At 37.6% G+C, this 16,151-nt stretch carries 17 protein-coding genes and 1 riboswitch; of the genes, 8 read left to right on the forward strand and 9 right to left on the reverse strand.

What is annotated here, in order from left to right; genetic code table 11:
* Window positions 1–27: 27 nt before the first annotated feature.
* Entirely contained in the window at window positions 28–396 is a 369-nt protein-coding gene (gene tusD, locus B554_RS0115180) for a sulfurtransferase complex subunit TusD (RefSeq protein ID WP_019458725.1), read from the reverse strand.
* 65 nt (window positions 397–461) lie between these two features.
* Between tusD and galE the strand changes: the two genes are divergently transcribed.
* Window positions 462–1,469, forward strand: coding sequence for a UDP-glucose 4-epimerase GalE (galE, locus tag B554_RS0115185; protein ID WP_019458726.1), 1,008 nt, complete (start codon window positions 462–464; stop codon window positions 1,467–1,469).
* 114 nt (window positions 1,470–1,583) lie between these two features.
* Window positions 1,584–2,978 carry a class II fumarate hydratase gene (fumC, locus tag B554_RS0115190; RefSeq protein WP_019458727.1) on the forward strand — a complete coding sequence of 465 codons (1,395 nt, stop codon included), beginning with the start codon at window positions 1,584–1,586 and terminating at the stop codon, window positions 2,976–2,978.
* Window positions 2,979–3,109: 131 nt separating this feature from the next.
* Here the strand turns inward: fumC and B554_RS0115195 are convergent, their stop codons facing one another.
* Together B554_RS0115195 and B554_RS0115200 are read right to left on the reverse strand one after the other, a co-directional pair.
* Window positions 3,110–3,406 carry a hypothetical protein gene (locus B554_RS0115195; protein ID WP_019458728.1) on the reverse strand — a complete coding sequence of 99 codons (297 nt, stop codon included), beginning with the start codon at window positions 3,404–3,406 and terminating at the stop codon, window positions 3,110–3,112.
* A gap of 180 nt (window positions 3,407–3,586) precedes the next feature.
* A complete protein-coding gene (locus tag B554_RS0115200; protein WP_025465242.1) occupies window positions 3,587–4,045 on the reverse strand; it encodes a hypothetical protein in 459 nt (152 codons plus the stop codon).
* Window positions 4,046–4,356: 311 nt separating this feature from the next.
* Here B554_RS0115200 and B554_RS0115205 point away from each other — a divergent pair, with 311 nt between their 5' ends.
* Window positions 4,357–4,848 carry a hypothetical protein gene (locus B554_RS0115205; protein WP_019458730.1) on the forward strand — a complete coding sequence of 164 codons (492 nt, stop codon included), beginning with the start codon at window positions 4,357–4,359 and terminating at the stop codon, window positions 4,846–4,848.
* A 146-nt stretch (window positions 4,849–4,994) separates the two neighbouring features.
* Window positions 4,995–5,082, forward strand: a riboswitch (glycine riboswitch).
* Window positions 5,083–5,259: 177 nt separating this feature from the next.
* Complete coding sequence (locus B554_RS0115210) at window positions 5,260–6,504, forward strand: D-amino acid dehydrogenase (RefSeq protein WP_004701177.1); 1,245 nt, start codon at window positions 5,260–5,262, stop codon at window positions 6,502–6,504.
* A gap of 47 nt (window positions 6,505–6,551) precedes the next feature.
* Here B554_RS0115210 and B554_RS0115215 read toward each other — a convergent pair whose 3' ends face one another.
* Window positions 6,552–7,196, reverse strand: a complete 645-nt coding sequence (locus B554_RS0115215) for a hypothetical protein (RefSeq protein ID WP_019458731.1) — start codon at window positions 7,194–7,196, stop codon at window positions 6,552–6,554.
* A 100-nt stretch (window positions 7,197–7,296) separates the two neighbouring features.
* Between B554_RS0115215 and ispF the strand changes: the two genes are divergently transcribed.
* Window positions 7,297–7,779, forward strand: a complete 483-nt coding sequence (ispF, locus tag B554_RS0115220) for a 2-C-methyl-D-erythritol 2,4-cyclodiphosphate synthase (protein ID WP_025465243.1) — start codon at window positions 7,297–7,299, stop codon at window positions 7,777–7,779.
* On the opposite strand, the gene B554_RS0115225 is transcribed toward ispF, so the two are convergent.
* From B554_RS0115225 to glnL, 5 genes are all read right to left on the reverse strand, one after another.
* Complete coding sequence (locus B554_RS0115225; protein WP_019458853.1) at window positions 7,776–8,300, reverse strand: protein tyrosine phosphatase family protein; 525 nt, start codon at window positions 8,298–8,300, stop codon at window positions 7,776–7,778. The genes ispF and B554_RS0115225 overlap by 4 nt on opposite strands.
* 191 nt (window positions 8,301–8,491) lie before the next feature.
* The gene (gene argF, locus B554_RS0115230; RefSeq protein WP_019458732.1) at window positions 8,492–9,412 is read right to left on the reverse strand and encodes an ornithine carbamoyltransferase; all 921 of its coding nucleotides are present in this window, start codon (window positions 9,410–9,412) and stop codon (window positions 8,492–8,494) included.
* Window positions 9,413–9,525: 113 nt separating this feature from the next.
* Window positions 9,526–10,179, reverse strand: coding sequence for a TetR/AcrR family transcriptional regulator (locus B554_RS0115235; RefSeq protein WP_004701188.1), 654 nt, complete (start codon window positions 10,177–10,179; stop codon window positions 9,526–9,528).
* A gap of 275 nt (window positions 10,180–10,454) precedes the next feature.
* Window positions 10,455–11,948 carry a nitrogen regulation protein NR(I) gene (glnG, locus tag B554_RS0115240; protein WP_004701189.1) on the reverse strand — a complete coding sequence of 498 codons (1,494 nt, stop codon included), beginning with the start codon at window positions 11,946–11,948 and terminating at the stop codon, window positions 10,455–10,457.
* On the reverse strand, window positions 11,935–13,044 hold the full coding sequence (gene glnL / locus B554_RS0115245; protein WP_019458733.1) for a nitrogen regulation protein NR(II): 1,110 nt from the start codon (window positions 13,042–13,044) through the stop codon (window positions 11,935–11,937). Before glnL ends, glnG begins: the two co-directional genes overlap by 14 nt.
* A gap of 341 nt (window positions 13,045–13,385) precedes the next feature.
* Here glnL and rimO point away from each other — a divergent pair, with 341 nt between their 5' ends.
* The 3 genes from rimO (at window position 13,386) to frr (ending at window position 16,149) form a co-directional block, all read left to right on the forward strand.
* Window positions 13,386–14,729, forward strand: a complete 1,344-nt coding sequence (rimO, locus tag B554_RS0115250) for a 30S ribosomal protein S12 methylthiotransferase RimO (RefSeq protein WP_004701193.1) — start codon at window positions 13,386–13,388, stop codon at window positions 14,727–14,729.
* Window positions 14,730–14,780: 51 nt separating this feature from the next.
* Window positions 14,781–15,509 (forward strand): UMP kinase, encoded by a 729-nt coding sequence (gene pyrH, locus B554_RS0115255; RefSeq protein ID WP_000852257.1) that lies wholly within the window; start codon window positions 14,781–14,783, stop codon window positions 15,507–15,509.
* A gap of 85 nt (window positions 15,510–15,594) precedes the next feature.
* Entirely contained in the window at window positions 15,595–16,149 is a 555-nt protein-coding gene (frr, locus tag B554_RS0115260) for a ribosome recycling factor (protein ID WP_004701195.1), read from the forward strand.
* The last annotated feature ends 2 nt before the right edge of the window (window positions 16,150–16,151 follow it).

Here is a 16,151-nt window from a genome sequence, read left to right on the forward strand (position 1 = left end):
AGCAACAATCTAAGTTAACAAAGTAACTTAGAATTGAAGAAAACGAGAGGCTGACTGTACTGCATCAGCAAGTTCACCTAGTCCAACTAACTCAAAGTTGTCCGCTAGGTTGTGATGACTAAGTTGATGGCGACTCGCATTTTCTGCATCGGTAATACCACGTGCAAGGGCGGCGCTGACACAGACAGGAAGTCGGATCGAGAGCTTTTGCCATTCATGCGTTAAATTACGCTGGTCGTCAGGAACCCACTGAAAATCATTCGCAACCTGAACGCCATCTTGGTAAAAGAATACACGAAAGTCTTCATTTTTACTTTTGAGTGCCTGAGCAAGGCCCAGTGCATGCCAAGCATGGATTGAAGTAGGAGCAGAGGTTATTAGTAGTAATGTACTCATTGAGAATTCACTATGGTCATACGTCTAAATGGGCGTAGATACATTAAGAGAAAGGTAAGTATACAATGATTTTAGTGACAGGTGGTTTAGGCTTTATCGGTTCACACATTGCATTGAGTCTGTTGGCTCAAGGCCAAGAAGTGGTTATTGTCGATAATTTGGCTAACTCGACCTTGCAAACGCTTGAGCGGTTAGAATACATCTCTGGTATGTACGTTCCGTTTGTTAAACTTGATGTACGTAATACACCTGCATTGAATAAGGTATTTGAACAATACTCCATTGATGCGGTCATTCACACCGCTGGTTTTAAATCCATTGAAGAATCTAACTTAAAACCGCTCGAATATTATAACGATAATGTCAGTTGCATCATGAGTCTATTACGTGCGATGCAACGTACAGGAGTTCGTCATTTTATCCATTTATCTAGCTTGGCAGTCTATGGAAAATCTGATTTAGAACTGAGTGAAACACAAGATTTCAACTACGCTTATCCAAATCCATATATCAAATCTCAACAGATGATTGAAGAAATCATCCGTGATACCTATAAAATTGATCATGAATGGAAAATTGCGATCTTACGCCTATCAAATATTGTAGGTGCTTTTGAGCATGGTGTATTAGGTGAGTATGTTGCGCAGCTTCCTAAAAATATTGTACCGCTTGCATTGCAAGTAGCAGCCATGCAGCGTGATTTAATTGAATTACAAGACCAAGTGTCTACCGAAGACCATACTGTAGAGCGTAGTTTTCTACATGTCTTAGATGTATGCGAAGCTGTAAGTGCAACTCTACTATGGCTACGTGATCAAACCCATTGCTGTGAAGCATTTAATATTGCACATGACCAAGTACATTCAATTCGTCAGTTATTAGATGAAATTTCACAAGTGACCCAAGCTGAAATTCCGACACAATCGGCAATTTATAAGCATGAAGAATTGGCTCAACTTGGTGCAAATGTAGGAAAAGCAAAAACTTTATTACAATGGAATCCGAAACGAACTTTAAAGCAAATGATTGAAGATGAATGGAGATTCTATCAAAACACATTAAATGGAAGATAAGATAATGATTCTTATTTACAATAATGGAATGCTTGAGTACGATACTAAAATTAACTAGCCAAAGCAAAAATTGCTTCAGCCCGTGAGTTCTTTAACCAGATAACCGAGGTTTCTATGCAAACACGAATTGAACATGACACTATGGGTGAGATTGAAGTTCCAAATGAAGCGCTATGGGGAGCACAAACCCAACGTAGCTTACAGAACTTCAAAATCGGGCAGGAGCGTTTACCCCGTGCCATGATTCGAGCGATGGGATTGGTAAAAAAAGCAGCCGCAATAACCAATGCAGAGTTAGGACAGTTACCACAAGATTTAAGTCAATATATTGTGGGCGCTGCCGAAGAAGTGATTGCAGGAAAATGGGACTCACAGTTCCCACTCGTAGTTTGGCAAACAGGTTCTGGTACACAAAGCAACATGAACTGTAATGAAGTGATTGCCAATATTGCCAACCAAAAATTAGGTGAAGTGCTGGGCGCACAAAAACCAGTACATCCAAATGATCATGTCAATCGTGCGCAATCTACCAATGACTCATTTCCAACAGCTATTCACGTAGCAGCAAGTGTGCAAATTAATGAATTGCTGATTCCAGCTGTAGAGCAGCTTAAAGCGACTTTGCAGAAGAAGTCCGATGAGTTTCACGATATTGTTAAAATTGGCCGTACTCATTTGCAAGATGCTACACCATTAACCTTAGGCCAAGAATTTAGTGGTTATGTTTCTCAGCTTGAGCACGGTTTAGTACGTCTACAACAAGCTTTAACTGGTTTATATGAGTTGCCATTGGGCGGCACAGCAGTAGGAACAGGGTTAAATGCTCATCCTGACTATGCTGTTAAGGCAGCAACTCAGCTTGCCGCTTTAACGGGTTTGCCATTTGTTACTGCTCCTAATAAATTTGAAGCACTTGCAGGGCGTGATGCCGCTGTTTTTGCATCAGGCGCATTAAAAACTTTAGCAGTAAGCTTAAATAAGATTGCTAATGATATTCGTTGGTTAGCAAGTGGGCCACGCTGTGGTCTTGGTGAAATTCGCATTCCTGAAAATGAACCAGGCTCAAGTATTATGCCGGGTAAAGTGAACCCAACACAAAGTGAAGCAATGACCATGGTGGTTGCACAAGTGCTTGGCAACGATACCACTATTAATGTCGCAGGTGCTTCGGGTAACTTCGAACTAAACGTATTTATGCCAGTAATTGCTTATAATTTATTGCAATCAATTCAGCTTCTTGGCGATGCATGTAATAGTTTTAATGATCACTGTGCGGTTGGAATTGAACCTAATCGCGATAAAATTGACCACTTCTTGCATAACTCTCTCATGTTAGTTACTGCATTAAATCCAGTTATTGGTTATGAAAACTCTGCAAAAGTAGCGAAAACTGCGTATAAAGAGAATAAGACTTTAAAACAAGTGGCTGTTGAGCTTGGTTTAGTAACAGCAGAACAGTTTGACGAGGTCGTTAAACCTGAAAAAATGGTTTCGCCAAATAGTAAATAAGCAGTCTATATAGCCATCAGTAGTGCCATTTTGTACTGAATGTACAGATAAACTACTGATGGCTATTATATGTACGCATTAAATCTATAGCTTTTGATATGTGCTCTAACTTATTAGGTTGAGAATAAAAGCTACATCAGTAGATCTTCTATATATTCCCAACCATTTACTTTCATTTCTTCAAATTTTCTTTTTAGTTCTTCTTTCGTGTATTCATAAGCATCTTTTGCTAAAAGAACATGATAAGAATTAGAGGTTGGATCTATAGTGACCTCTGTAATTTCTATCGGTTCAATCACACCATTTTCGGTCAGACCAAGATCGGTAAAGCACATTCCTTTTACTGGAATAACGCTGCATTCATATTCTTTTGAAATAAAATAGTGATTTGAATAAGTTGAATAGGTACGTGAAGCTCGAATCTTCATTGATCTCTCCTTTATTTGTAGGGAAGACCTCAATAGTTTGGTGTCTTTTAACAATTAAAACTGTTTAATTTTTATTGTTTATTTACTATGAATCTTTGTTTTTTATAATTTTTAACCTTCTATCTCAAAATTTCTTATAGAAGCCTTCCATTAAAAGAAGGCTTCAGAATATATAAAAGCTTATTTTAAAATTTTGTAAACTTTCTCTTTGTATTCGTCATTGGAAATGACTCCTTTATCGTATTGCTGTTTTAATGATCTATATTGTTGAATGCGAATATCTCTTTTGAGACCTATATCATCATGATTTCTAATGTAGTAGAGACTTCGGTCATGATCACTCATATTCACAGTTGGATCTGGAGAGTGAGAGTATGTATTTTGTGGTTTCTCATCTTGATATTGTTTGGCAATTTCAAAAAAATCTACTGCTTTCTTGTTTGAATCGGAACGAAAAGGATTGTGTTTTGATTCGTTAAACTTATGATTTGAATTGTTTATCTCAAGCATACTTCTATGGCGATTCGATTTTTGGTCATAAAACTCTTGTTCAGTTGGGAAGGTAATCGTTTCAGAAAATACAGAAGAAGAAAAAGTACAAATACTTAAAAATAATAAAATTAACTGTGATCTATTCATTTCTTTGGGAGCCAGATGAAATTGAGTAAATCACTGTATTGTAACATTAAATCTTAATAAGAGGCTGAGTTGTAGTATATTTAATGAGCACTCACTTTTTGAGCTATTAATTCATATCAGCGCTCTTTACAAAGTTAATTGAATTTAATTGTTCTTATATAGCTTAATCAAACTAACTTAGAGTTGAATAAGCTGTCATAATTGTTAAAATGCCCACCTTATCCTGTTTTTGTATTGTTTTTAATTTGCATTTATTTTGCGATATAGAAATTAAACACATAATAAACAGTTGCTTAGCTAAGGATTTTTGAATGCTCTCGATTTATTTAACAGATACCGAACAACATGTGCAGTTTAATGATTACCCAAGTGATCAGCCTGTTAAATTTCTGTTAAATCTTAAAAAGATTTTTCCAAGTACTGGTGATTTACTCTTACCTGTTTTACCTGAAGATAATAATCTGGAAAACGTAACTTGGGAATCAACGACAAAAGACTTTGAAATCTTCAAAAAATTGTTGGCAGGTTGGGGTGTTATTGAGCTTCGTTTAAATGCAATCACAACATATAAAGATAAAAATTTTGCAAATGAGCTCATTAAACAAGCTCAAGTTAAACGTAAAAAAGTAGCACAAAAAAATCATCAACTTTCTTTAGTTGCGCTGGATTATATTTTTATGCACGAAATTCATGCACTAATTGATGCTGAGTTGGTCACAATTGGTGAGAAGTTTTATTTACCCACCTTGCGAGAGCAATGGAAAGGTCTAGTTTCTGACCAAATACTTGAAGGGAAGCTCTAATAAATAGCAAAAGGTGAATTTCAATAATTCACCTTTTTTTATAATTAAATCAAATACTTTCTTATTTAATTAAATTGTTGTACAAAAGTTTACAAGAAAAGAATGCGTTTTTTTAAAAGTGGCAGATACATTGCTTATATAAATACAAAATTATTGCGGGAGAGAGGTTCTTAGGAACCCGCCGAAGGAGCAACAGGCCCGGAAACTCTCAGGCAAAAGGACTGTAATAATTAAAAAATCTGGAGAGCAGCTTAAGATTTATAAGCATGAAGAATAAAAACTTATAAGTCATAAACTCACCGAAGGGGAAGATCGAAATGCTAAAAGGTAGTGTTTAGGTCGAAACTCTCAGGTACAAATGACAGATGGGCTGTACTGATGAAATGTTTTTGCATTTCAGAGGAGTCTGTTATGCCACATGTTATTGTGATTGGTGCAGGAATCACAGGGGTTACTTCAGCCTATGAATTATCTCAATTAGGTTACCAAGTCACAGTGATTGATCGCCATCTTTATCCAGCTATGGAAACATCATTTGCAAATGGAGGGCAATTATCTGCTTGTAATGCAGAAGTCTGGAACCAGAAAGCGACCGTTATAAAAGGTTTTAAATGGATGAGGCAAAAAGATGCTCCTCTATTACTTAACCCTTCTTTTAGTTTGCACAAATATAGCTGGTTAGTTGAGTTTCTTTCTCATATTAAAAATTATGAGGCTAACACCATAGAAACTGTTCGCTTAGCATTGCTCGCCCGTAAGCGCTTGTTTGAAGTCGCTGAAAAAGAGCAGCTTCAATTTGATTTGGAGAAACGCGGTATTCTTCATATGTATCACAGTAAGGCTGATTATGACGTTGCCAAACAGGTGAATGACGTCTTAAACAAAGGTACTTTGGAGCGCTATTCAGTTTCACCAGAGGAAATGAAGACAATCGAGCCATCTTTAACTGGTGATTACTTTGGGGGTTATTACACTCCAAGTGATGCAACTGGAGACATTCATAAGTATTCAACGGCTTTAGCTGAAAAGACTAAACAATATGGTGTTCAGTATAAATTTGGACTTGAAGTGACTGATATTAAGTGTCACACAGATAAAGTAGTGTTGAATTGTCAGCCAAGTGCTGAACATCCTCATCTTTCTCAATCAGATAGCTTTCAATTGGAAGGTGATGTTCTGGTTGTTTGTGGTGGTGTCGGAAGTTATCAGTTGGCTGATATGGTCGGTGAGCGTGTAAATGTTTATCCAGTTAAAGGCTATTCAATTACTGTCCAATTGAAAGATGAGAAAAGTATTAAAAATGCGCCATGGGTGAGTTTGCTTGATGAAAGCGCCAAAATTGTAACGTCTCGTTTAGGCCAAGATCGTTTACGTATTGCAGGTACAGCTGAATTTAACGGCTATAATCGAGATATTCGAGCGGATCGTATTCAACCCCTAGTGAATTGGGTGAATCGTAATTTTGACATTTCAACTGAGCATGTTGTGCCGTGGGCAGGTTTAAGGCCGATGATGCCTAATATGCTGCCAGTCGTAAAACAGTCTAAACAGCCACGAGTTTTTTATAATACCGGACATGGCCATTTAGGTTGGACTTTATCAGCAGCGACAGCTGTTTTGGTGAGTCAAGATATTCTACAAAAATATCCAACTTAAAAAAGAAAAGCCAGTGTAGATTCACTGGCTTTTTTGTTTTATATCAACTAATCATATAGTCTATAAACACCAGTAAATCGTTCACAGCCTTTTTGTTGGGTTTTCACTACAAGTAAAGCTTTTTGGAAATCGAACTTATATTTGCAGTTATGTTCGTTGTCTAAAATTTCACTTTTCTTTTCAGGAGAGCTATAAGCCATTAGTGAAATAGTTTGAGTATCTTTTCGGTTATTCGGATTACGGTAAGCTAATCCTTCGATTTTGATTTTATCTTTAGCAAGTTGATGAATTTGTAAATGAACAGGTTGAGCTGCAATATGCCCATTTTCAAATTTAAGATAATGCTGTGTTAGGGTTTGCTTAAGTGATGCATAAAAGTTTAAATCATCCCCACGTATATCAAACTGTTGTTGAAAACATGAAGTGTTTTTGCATTGTTGAGTATGTTTAAACCACAAAGTCTGCGTATCTTGTAGAAGTTTTAAGGGGGCATCTGTAACTAAGTATGCAGAAAGATATTGATTGTTGAGTTGCTTACGCGCTTCACTAAAGGTTTTTGAGCAGATTTTGAGCTCAGATTTTGAATTTGAGCAGTCGATAGATTCCGCAAAAACAAATGGTGAGCATAAACAACTCAATGTCACGACAAAACTTAATCTTTTCAATTGATTCATATCAGTATTCGACGGCATGATCGCTTATACTTTCAGTCTACTTTGCTAAGTGTACTATAGCGAAACACAACAGCTGAATACAAGATTTCTTAAGTTTTTATAAAAGGGAAGAGTTGATATGGTTGCTCAAATTCGTATTGGACAAGGAATGGATGTACATGCCTTTGAAGAGGGTAACTCCGTAACTTTGGCTGGCGTTCAGATTCCACATACGCATGGCTTGAAAGCACATTCTGATGGCGATGTTGTGTTACATGCGCTATGTGATGCTTTACTCGGTGCACTGGCGCTTGGTGATATTGGTCAGCATTTTCCAGATACCGATCCAGAGTTTAAAGGAGCGGATAGCCGTGTACTGCTAAAACACGTTTATCAATTAATATTAGACCGTGGTTATCGTTTGAATAATGCTGATATTACTGTAGCTTGCGAACGTCCTAAATTAGCGAAACATAATTTAGAGATGCGCCAAAGCATTGCAGATGTTTTGAATGTGGATTTAAATCAAATTAGTATCAAAGCGACCACCACCGAAAAACTTGGGTTTACGGGTCGCCAAGAAGGAATTTTAGCAACAGCGACGGTATTAATCTCTAATTAAACTAAATCATCAGTTTGTTGCAAAGACTGTTGAAGTTCTAAGGTAGCCTTACGGCCTTGTAGCTGTAAGGTAATACTATGGATCAGTCCTGTCCAAGTTTCATTTGGTTCCCAAATTTCGTGCAGTAAATCTTGAGAAGTTGGCATGTCCATATTCATATAAAATTGTCTGTAGACATACATAAGACAACTTACACGTTTATTTTTGGCACAATGTACCCAAACAATTTCATTTTGAACTAAATGATCAATTAAATCTAAAACCAATAAGCATTGGTCAGAAGACGGTGTTTCCCAGTCAATTGGAATATGGATGTAATTTAAACCATGCTCAAGACAAACCTGATCTTCATTTTCAATACAATGCGGTGAGTTTGTCAAAGCTAAATTGATAACGGTGCTACAGCCATACTCTTTAATAAGTTTGAGCTGTTCAACGGAAGGTTGTGCTGAACTAAATAAATGTTCATGAATAATTGAAAATGCAGGGATCTGAGATAGTGATTCTTCAAGGGTTGTCATAATCGCACTCTACAAGAGTAGGCTTGGCTTATTGTGTAGAATGTTATACACGATTCCAGAGTGTAGTTGAAATATAGACTGTTTATATATTCAGCAACATCGTGAAAAATTTTAAAAAATAAATAAGAAAAATAAGAGTTTTATGGAAATAAAAAAAACAGCACCTTAAAGATGCTGTTTTTCTATCGAGATTAAGCTTTTTTCAAATTTTCATTCAATAAAAATTCCATTAAAGCTTTCTGAGCATGTAGGCGGTTTTCTGCTTCATCCCATACGACTGAATTTTTATGATCAAGCATGGTTTCTGAAATTTCTTCACCACGATGTGCTGGTAAACAATGCATAAATAAACAATCTGGATGTGCAAGACTCATCAGTTTTTCATTGACTTGAAACGCTGAAAAAGCATTCTTACGTAATTTTTGTTCTTCTTCTTGCCCCATGCTTGCCCATACGTCTGTAACGATAAGGTCAGCATTTACAGCGGCATCTTCAGCGTTGTCAAAAAGCTCAACACAATGTCCAAACTCTGCTAAAAATTCAGGTTTAGGTTCAAAACCCTTTGGCGAAGCAATTTTTAATTTAAAACCCATTAAATGTGCAGCTTCAATATATGAATTACACATATTATTGCCATCACCAATCCAAGCTACGGTTTTACCTTCAATACTACCGCGATACTCAATATAAGTTTGTAAATCTGCAAGTAACTGACAAGGGTGGTGGTCATCAGTTAGGCCGTTAATCACAGGAACTTTTGAGTAAGATGCAAAGCGTTCAACAATGTCGTGACCAAAAGTACGAATCATTACAATATCAAGCATGCTTGATATAACACGTGCTGAGTCTTCAATAGGCTCACCACGACCTAGTTGTGTGTCGCGAGGTGACAAAAAGATGGCACTACCACCAAATTGGTTAATACCAGCCTCAAAAGAAATACGAGTGCGTGTGCTCGATTTTTCAAAAATCATTCCCAATACTTTACCAACAAAAGGCTGATAAACCTTATTGCCTTGTTGCATTTTTTTTAGTTCACTTGCGCGTTCTAAGATGCGGTTAAGTTCTAATGTGGATAGATCACGTAAAGTCAGGAAATGTCTTAGAGCCATGTAGCTACTCCATAATAATTGTCTTTGAAATACAACAATTATCTGTTGTTGGCTGGGTGGATGTGGAGAAAAAGAAGTCTACTATACTATAAGCATTTCAAAATGCAAAAGAATTAGACTTTATGGTGGCCTTTTAAGAAAATGTCTACACAATATTCAATATAATCAAATGCTTCTTTCTCATTGGGTAGAGCGGGCATACCCATAATCATACGCCACTCAATATCGCGTAAAATCCCAAAGTACATGAGTGAAGAATGATAAGGAGAAGGACATGTGATTTCTCCTGCATTATGTGCAAACTCTAATGCTTGAGTAAGTGTATTCTGTAAGTTGTGTACCCATTTGTCATAAAGGTATTGTATGAGGACCGTATTACATTCTGTCTGTTCTATAATAAGTCGTAAAAACGCGATATGTTCCGGTTGAATGATATGAACGTAAACACGTTCGAGCGTTTGAATCAGATATTCTTTTAAAGTACTTTTTTCAGGATTAAATGGAATACACACATCTTTAAAAAACATTTCACGCTTATAGTCACAAATCGCGGTAAAAAGTCCTTCTTTGTTTCCAAAATATTTATAAATAGAGGCCTTTGAACCACCTGCATGATTTACGATATCGTCCAGAGATACGGCATCATATCCTTTTTCCAAAAACAGCTCGGTTGCGCTTAGCAATAAAGCTAAACGACGTTCGATACCGCGGCGCGTCTGAGGTTTGTCACATATAGGATGATGTGACTCAAGGACTGGATCATGCATAAAATTTAATAACAACGATTAATACTGCTTAGCTAGTATATCAAAACTATCTTTACCGATGGACATTGCTATATTCTTAGATTGTCTGCTAAACAGTCATATAAGTATGAAACTGAATAAATATTTTAAAATATAAAAACTTACACGATCTTTTGGAGTTTTTTAGTGATGTAACTATATGTTCACGTTTTAATTTAAAGATTAATTTCCTTATAAATAGATATAAAGAAAAAGCGGCTAAAATCAATTAGCCGCTCTTGTTATGTATTTTACAATTAAGCTTCAGACAAAGTTGCTTTATGTTCGTCCTCATCATCGTCATCAGCAGAATCCATTCCTAGTTCCTTTAACTTTCGGGTTAGGGTGTTGCGTCCCCAACCTAATAGTTCAGCTGCATGACGTTTGCGTCCACGAGTTTGCTGTAGTGCTGCATTAATTAATGTGCGTTCAAACATCGGTGTTGCAATATCCAAAATCTTCATTTCGCCATTTTTTAGCTTTTGAATTGCCCATTGATTTAATAGTTCATCCCAATGATGTAAAGAAATACGCTCAAAAGACGGGGCTGGCTGACTAGTTTCACTAGTTTTTTGAAGTGGCACTTGTTTTAGTTCAGAAGGTAAATCTTCTGGATAAACTTCACGACCAGTAATCATGACAGTTAACCAACGACAGGTATTTTCAAGCTGACGCACGTTACCTGGCCATGGCAGTTGTTGCATATAGTCTGTTGTTTCAGTACGTAAAATCTTTGGACTTACACCTAACTCTTTTCCTGCACGGGCCAAGAAGTGCTGAGCAAGCATTGGTATATCTTCGCTACGATGCGCAAGCTTAGGAATATGAATACGAATTACATTTAAACGGTGATATAAGTCTTCACGGAATCGACCTTCATTCACCAATTTTTCTAAATCTTGGTGTGTCGCAGCGACAATTCGGACATCAACTTTAACCGGGATATGCCCACCCACTCGATAAAATTCACCATCTGCAAGTACGCGAAGTAAACGAGTCTGTGTCTCAAAAGGCATGTCACCAATTTCATCAAGGAATAATGTTCCGCCATTGGCTTGTTCAAAACGACCTTGATGTTGAGTATTTGCGCCCGTAAAAGCACCTTTTTCATGACCAAATAATTCCGTTTCGATTAAGTCTTTCGGAATTGCTGCCATGTTTAGTGCAATAAATGGTTTGGCACGGCGCGGTGAGTGCTTGTGTAAAGCATGTGCAACGAGCTCTTTACCAGTTCCTGACTCGCCATTAATTAAAACGGTAATGTGTGATTGCGATAACCGCCCAATTGCTCGGAAAACCTCTTGCATGGCAGGAGATTCACCAATAATTTCTGTCGATTGTAGCGGAGAAGCAGTTTTTGTAGCTTCTTGCTGCTGCAATTTATTGATATGCAAAATCGCACGATTGACTAAAGCTAAAGCTTCATCAATATCAAATGGCTTTGGTAAATATTCAAACGCACCAGTTTGATAGCTTGATACAGCTGACTCTAAGTCTGAATGAGCTGTCATAATAATGACGGGTAAGTCGGGGTGTGTGTTTTTTACTTTGGATAAAAAAGTCAACCCATCGATACCAGGCATACGGATGTCAGTTAAGATGACATCGGGCGCATCATGATGTAAACGTTCGAGTGCTGTTTGAGCTTCTTCAAAATTGGTGACGTCAAATCCTTCTTCTTTAAAGGTCTTTTCAAGTACCCATCGCATGGCGCGATCGTCATCAATAACCCATATTTTATTTCGCGACACGGTCTGACTCCCAAGGTAAATATAAGCTAAACATTGTTTTTCCAGGAACTGATTGGCATTCAATCATTCCGTTATGTTGATGCATAATGTTCTGTGCAATACTCAGGCCAAGCCCTGTACCTTTTGCTCGTCCTGTAACCAACGGGTAAAACACAGATTCTAAAATGCTTTCTGGAATACCCGGTCCATTGTCTTCAATATCAACTCGAACCGCCGAGCGGTTGAGCACACCATTAATAGTGACTAGACGTTGAATTCGGGTACGTAAAATTAATTCGGGTTCTTGATCTATAAAAAATGACTTATTTTCTGTAATCGCTTGAATGGCATTAACGCTAATATTGAGCATAACTTGAATTAATTGGTCTCGGTCAGCATTCACATCTGGCAAAGACAAATCATAGTCACGCGTAATTTTAATTTTTTTCTTGGTTTGGTTTGCAATTAAAGACCGAACTCGTTCCAAAGGTTCATGAACATTTACGTTCTCATAACTCGGCAGTTGTCTTGAACCTAACATAGTGTCAGCCAAATTGGTAAGACGATCTACTTCATTAATAATAACATCTGTAAATTCTGCATAACTCTCGTCATTCAAGCTCCGAGCAAGTAATTGAGTGGCACCTCGTATCCCAGCCAGCGGATTTTTAATTTCGTGAGCAACGCCTCGAACCAACTGTCTAGCTACTTGATGTTGTTGAATTAAGTTTTCTTCTTTAGAAATTTTCAACATACGGTCAATTGGATTTAACTCAATAAGTAAAAGCGGATGGTAACTTTTACCTGCATTTAATTGTGAAACCGTATAATCAACATGTAAGTCTTTAAAGTTGACATTAATCACAGCTTCACGACGTGTATAAGGTTGTCCTGTTTTTAAAGTATTGAGTAAAGCTTCATGTGTATTAAAGGTATCATCGGGCGCATGAAGTAAATTTAAAACCGGCTGCCCAGAAGCACGTAGCAAACTAATGTCGAAAAGTGCTTCGCAAGCTGAATTCAAATAAAAAATATTAAAATTACTATCGATTAATAAAATCGCAGTAGTTAAATTGTCTACCAAAAGGCGATAGTCGATAGGTGTGTGTTGATCCATTAGCGAATCGTTCCTGTCTTAAAATGGCGCAATGGCATCTTCATTGGTTATCGGTATTCACCGTTATAGAACATGAATGATGCAAAATGTACGCCAACTTTGTTTATGGATTATTTTGAGGTTTTAAGCGTAATTAAAGCGCGCTAAAATCGTTCTTAATATCTTTTGGTCAAAAATAGCAGCCTACTTGCTAATAATATCATGTTCCAACTTGGTGCAATATTGAGTTTTGGTGCAAATATTGGTTGTATTTTGGTGCATTACACAAAGAGTGGGGTTTCCACCTATGCGTGAGACGAGAAAAGACATACAATACGCGCATTCAAGTGGAGCGCAGATTCATGAAGACCCCCAAAGTCGGTTTTGTTTCTTTAGGTTGTCCTAAGGCATTGGTAGATTCTGAACGAATTTTAACTCAGTTAAAGACTGAAGGTTATCAAGTTGCATCAGATTATGATGGTGCTGATTTAGTAGTTGTTAATACCTGTGGTTTTATTGAATCTGCGGTACAAGAGTCGCTAGATGCAATTGGCGAGGCCATGAGTGAAAATGGTCGAGTAATCGTTACAGGATGCTTAGGTAAAGACGAAGATAAAATTCGTCAAATGCATCCGAACGTTTTAAAGGTTACTGGTGCGGCAGCTTATCAAGATGTGATGGAAGCTGTACATGAATATGTACCAGCACCGCCAAAACATAATCCTTTTATTGATCTTGTTCCTGAACAAGGTATCCGTTTAACGCCTAAGCATTATGCTTATCTAAAAATATCTGAAGGCTGTAACCACCGTTGTACCTTCTGTATTATCCCGAGCATGCGTGGTGATTTAGTATCACGTCCAGTTGGTAGCGTGTTAGAAGAAGCAGCTGCGTTAAAACGCGCAGGTGTGAAAGAAATTTTGGTTATTTCACAAGATACTTCAGCTTATGGTGTAGATACTAAATATAAGTTGGATTTTTGGAACGGACAGCCAGTAAAAACTAAATTCTTTGACATGTGTGAAGCACTTGGTCAGCTTGGAATTTGGGTGCGTCTACATTATGTATATCCATATCCACATGTTGATGCAGTGATCGATTTGATGGCTCAGGGTAAAATCCTGCCTTATCTGGATATTCCATTCCAACATGCGAGCCCACGCGTTCTTAAATTAATGAAGCGTCCAGCGCATAGTGAAAATACTCTAGAAAAAATTAAATTGTGGCGTGAAAAATGCCCGGATCTTGTGATCCGTTCTACTTTTGTGGTTGGTTTTCCAGGCGAAACTGAAGAAGATTTCCAGATTTTGCTAGATTGGTTAGTTGAAGCTCAACTTGATCGTGTAGGCTGCTTTACCTACTCACCAGTAGAAGGCGCTACGGCCAATGATTTACCAGATCATGTGCCAGAAGAAATTAAGCAAGAGCGTTACGAGCGCTTTATGCAAGTGCAGCAGCAAATATCTGCTGCCAAATTACAAAAACGTATCGGTCAAACAATGACGGTATTAGTCGATGGTTTGGAAGATGAATATCCTGTTGCTGTTGCACGTTCTTATGCCGATGCTCCGGAAATTGACGGTAATGTCTTCGTAGAAGATATCGATAAGAGCACGATTCAACCAGGCGATATGTTGGAAGTCGAAATTACCGATGCGGATGAATACGACTTATTTGCAAAGTTAATTAAAATTAAATCGGTCTAATCGAATCACGATTCAAAAAGTATTCAGTTTAAGAGGTCTTGGAGCAAAATCATGGCGGAAACAATAAGCCCCCGTTATTCACGAATTTTATTAAAATTATCTGGTGAGGCATTATCAGGTAATAAAGATATGGGTATTGATGCTCAAGTTTTAGATCAGATGTCACTTTCTATTGCACATTTGGTGGGCTTGGGTGTGCAAGTAGGTATCGTTGTTGGTGGCGGTAACTTATATCGTGGTAGCCAGTTACAAAAAGATGGCTTGGTTGGCCGTGTAACAGGTGACCAGATGGGTATGCTTGCAACTGTCATGAATGGTTTGGCAATGCGTGATGCATTAGTGCGTCGAAACATTAGAACTCGTCTTATGTCTGCATTACCAATTGGTACTGTTGTAGAGTCATATTCAAGCCGTGATGCAATCCGTCATTTAAGCCAGGGCGAAGTTTGTGTTTTCGTTGCGGGAACAGGTAATCCATTCTTTACAACTGATACAGCAGCATGTCTACGTGGTATTGAAATTGAAGCAAATTTAATTTTGAAAGCAACCAAAGTAGACGGTGTTTATAATAAAGACCCTAGCAAATACGAAGATGCGGTCAAATATGATCATTTAACATTTGATCAAGTGTTAGATGAGAAGCTAGGCGTTATGGATTTAACAGCAATTTGTCTATGCCGTGACCATAATGTTCCATTGCAAGTATTTGATATGAATAAATCTGGTGCGCTTTTATCAGTTGTAATGGGTGAAAAAGAGGGTACGCGCGTTACTAAATAATGTACGTGTGCTGCAAAGCTCTTTATACTAGCGCTAAATTAAATTTGTTATATACATCCTTGAATAAATAAGTAAGGAAGATCATATGATTAACGATCTGAAAAAAGACAGCGAACAGCGTATGATGAAAACTCTTGAGTCTTTGGAACAAGGGTTTAATAAAGTTCGTACCGGCCGTGCACACCCATCAATTTTAAATGGGGTAATGGTTCCTTACTATGGTTCTGATGTGCCTTTAAACCAAGTAGCGAACGTTGGTGTTGAAGATTCTCGTACGCTTATCGTTCAACCATTTGAACGTACAATGGTTTCTGCAATTGATAAGGCAATTCGTGAAAGTGATTTAGGTTTAAACCCTATTACTGCCGATTCAATTCGTGTGCCTTTACCAGCTTTAACTGAAGAAACACGCCGTGATATGCAAAAAGTTGCACGCAGTGAAGCTGAAAATGCAAAAGTTGCTATTCGTAACATTCGTCGAGATGTTTTAGGTGATATCAAAGCACTGTTGAAAGAGAAAGAAATCTCTGAAGATGATGAGCGTCGTGCAGGTGATGATATTCAGAAAATTACTGATAAATATGTTGCAGAAGTAGATAAACGTCTTGCAGCGAAAGAAGCAGAATTGATGAAGGTCTAATT

It is taken from the genome of Acinetobacter sp. GG2 (assembly GCF_000292385.1).
GTDB classification, from domain to species: Bacteria; Pseudomonadota; Gammaproteobacteria; order Pseudomonadales; family Moraxellaceae; genus Acinetobacter; species Acinetobacter seifertii.

Coding starts and splice junctions, on each gene's coding strand:
- fumC (WP_019458727.1), top strand. CDS start 1,584: ATGCAAACACGAATTGAACATGACACTATGGGTGAGATTGAAGTTCCA.
- rimO (WP_004701193.1), top strand. CDS start 13,386: ATGAAGACCCCCAAAGTCGGTTTTGTTTCTTTAGGTTGTCCTAAGGCA.
- glnL (WP_019458733.1), bottom strand. CDS start 13,044: ATGGATCAACACACACCTATCGACTATCGCCTTTTGGTAGACAATTTA.
- B554_RS0115195 (WP_019458728.1), bottom strand. CDS start 3,406: ATGAAGATTCGAGCTTCACGTACCTATTCAACTTATTCAAATCACTAT.
- pyrH (WP_000852257.1), top strand. CDS start 14,781: ATGGCGGAAACAATAAGCCCCCGTTATTCACGAATTTTATTAAAATTA.
- B554_RS0115205 (WP_019458730.1), top strand. CDS start 4,357: ATGCTCTCGATTTATTTAACAGATACCGAACAACATGTGCAGTTTAAT.
- galE (WP_019458726.1), top strand. CDS start 462: ATGATTTTAGTGACAGGTGGTTTAGGCTTTATCGGTTCACACATTGCA.
- ispF (WP_025465243.1), top strand. CDS start 7,297: ATGGTTGCTCAAATTCGTATTGGACAAGGAATGGATGTACATGCCTTT.
- B554_RS0115235 (WP_004701188.1), bottom strand. CDS start 10,179: ATGCATGATCCAGTCCTTGAGTCACATCATCCTATATGTGACAAACCT.
- B554_RS0115215 (WP_019458731.1), bottom strand. CDS start 7,196: ATGCCGTCGAATACTGATATGAATCAATTGAAAAGATTAAGTTTTGTC.
- B554_RS0115200 (WP_025465242.1), bottom strand. CDS start 4,045: ATGAATAGATCACAGTTAATTTTATTATTTTTAAGTATTTGTACTTTT.
- B554_RS0115210 (WP_004701177.1), top strand. CDS start 5,260: ATGCCACATGTTATTGTGATTGGTGCAGGAATCACAGGGGTTACTTCA.
- B554_RS0115225 (WP_019458853.1), bottom strand. CDS start 8,300: ATGACAACCCTTGAAGAATCACTATCTCAGATCCCTGCATTTTCAATT.
- tusD (WP_019458725.1), bottom strand. CDS start 396: ATGAGTACATTACTACTAATAACCTCTGCTCCTACTTCAATCCATGCT.
- frr (WP_004701195.1), top strand. CDS start 15,595: ATGATTAACGATCTGAAAAAAGACAGCGAACAGCGTATGATGAAAACT.
- argF (WP_019458732.1), bottom strand. CDS start 9,412: ATGGCTCTAAGACATTTCCTGACTTTACGTGATCTATCCACATTAGAA.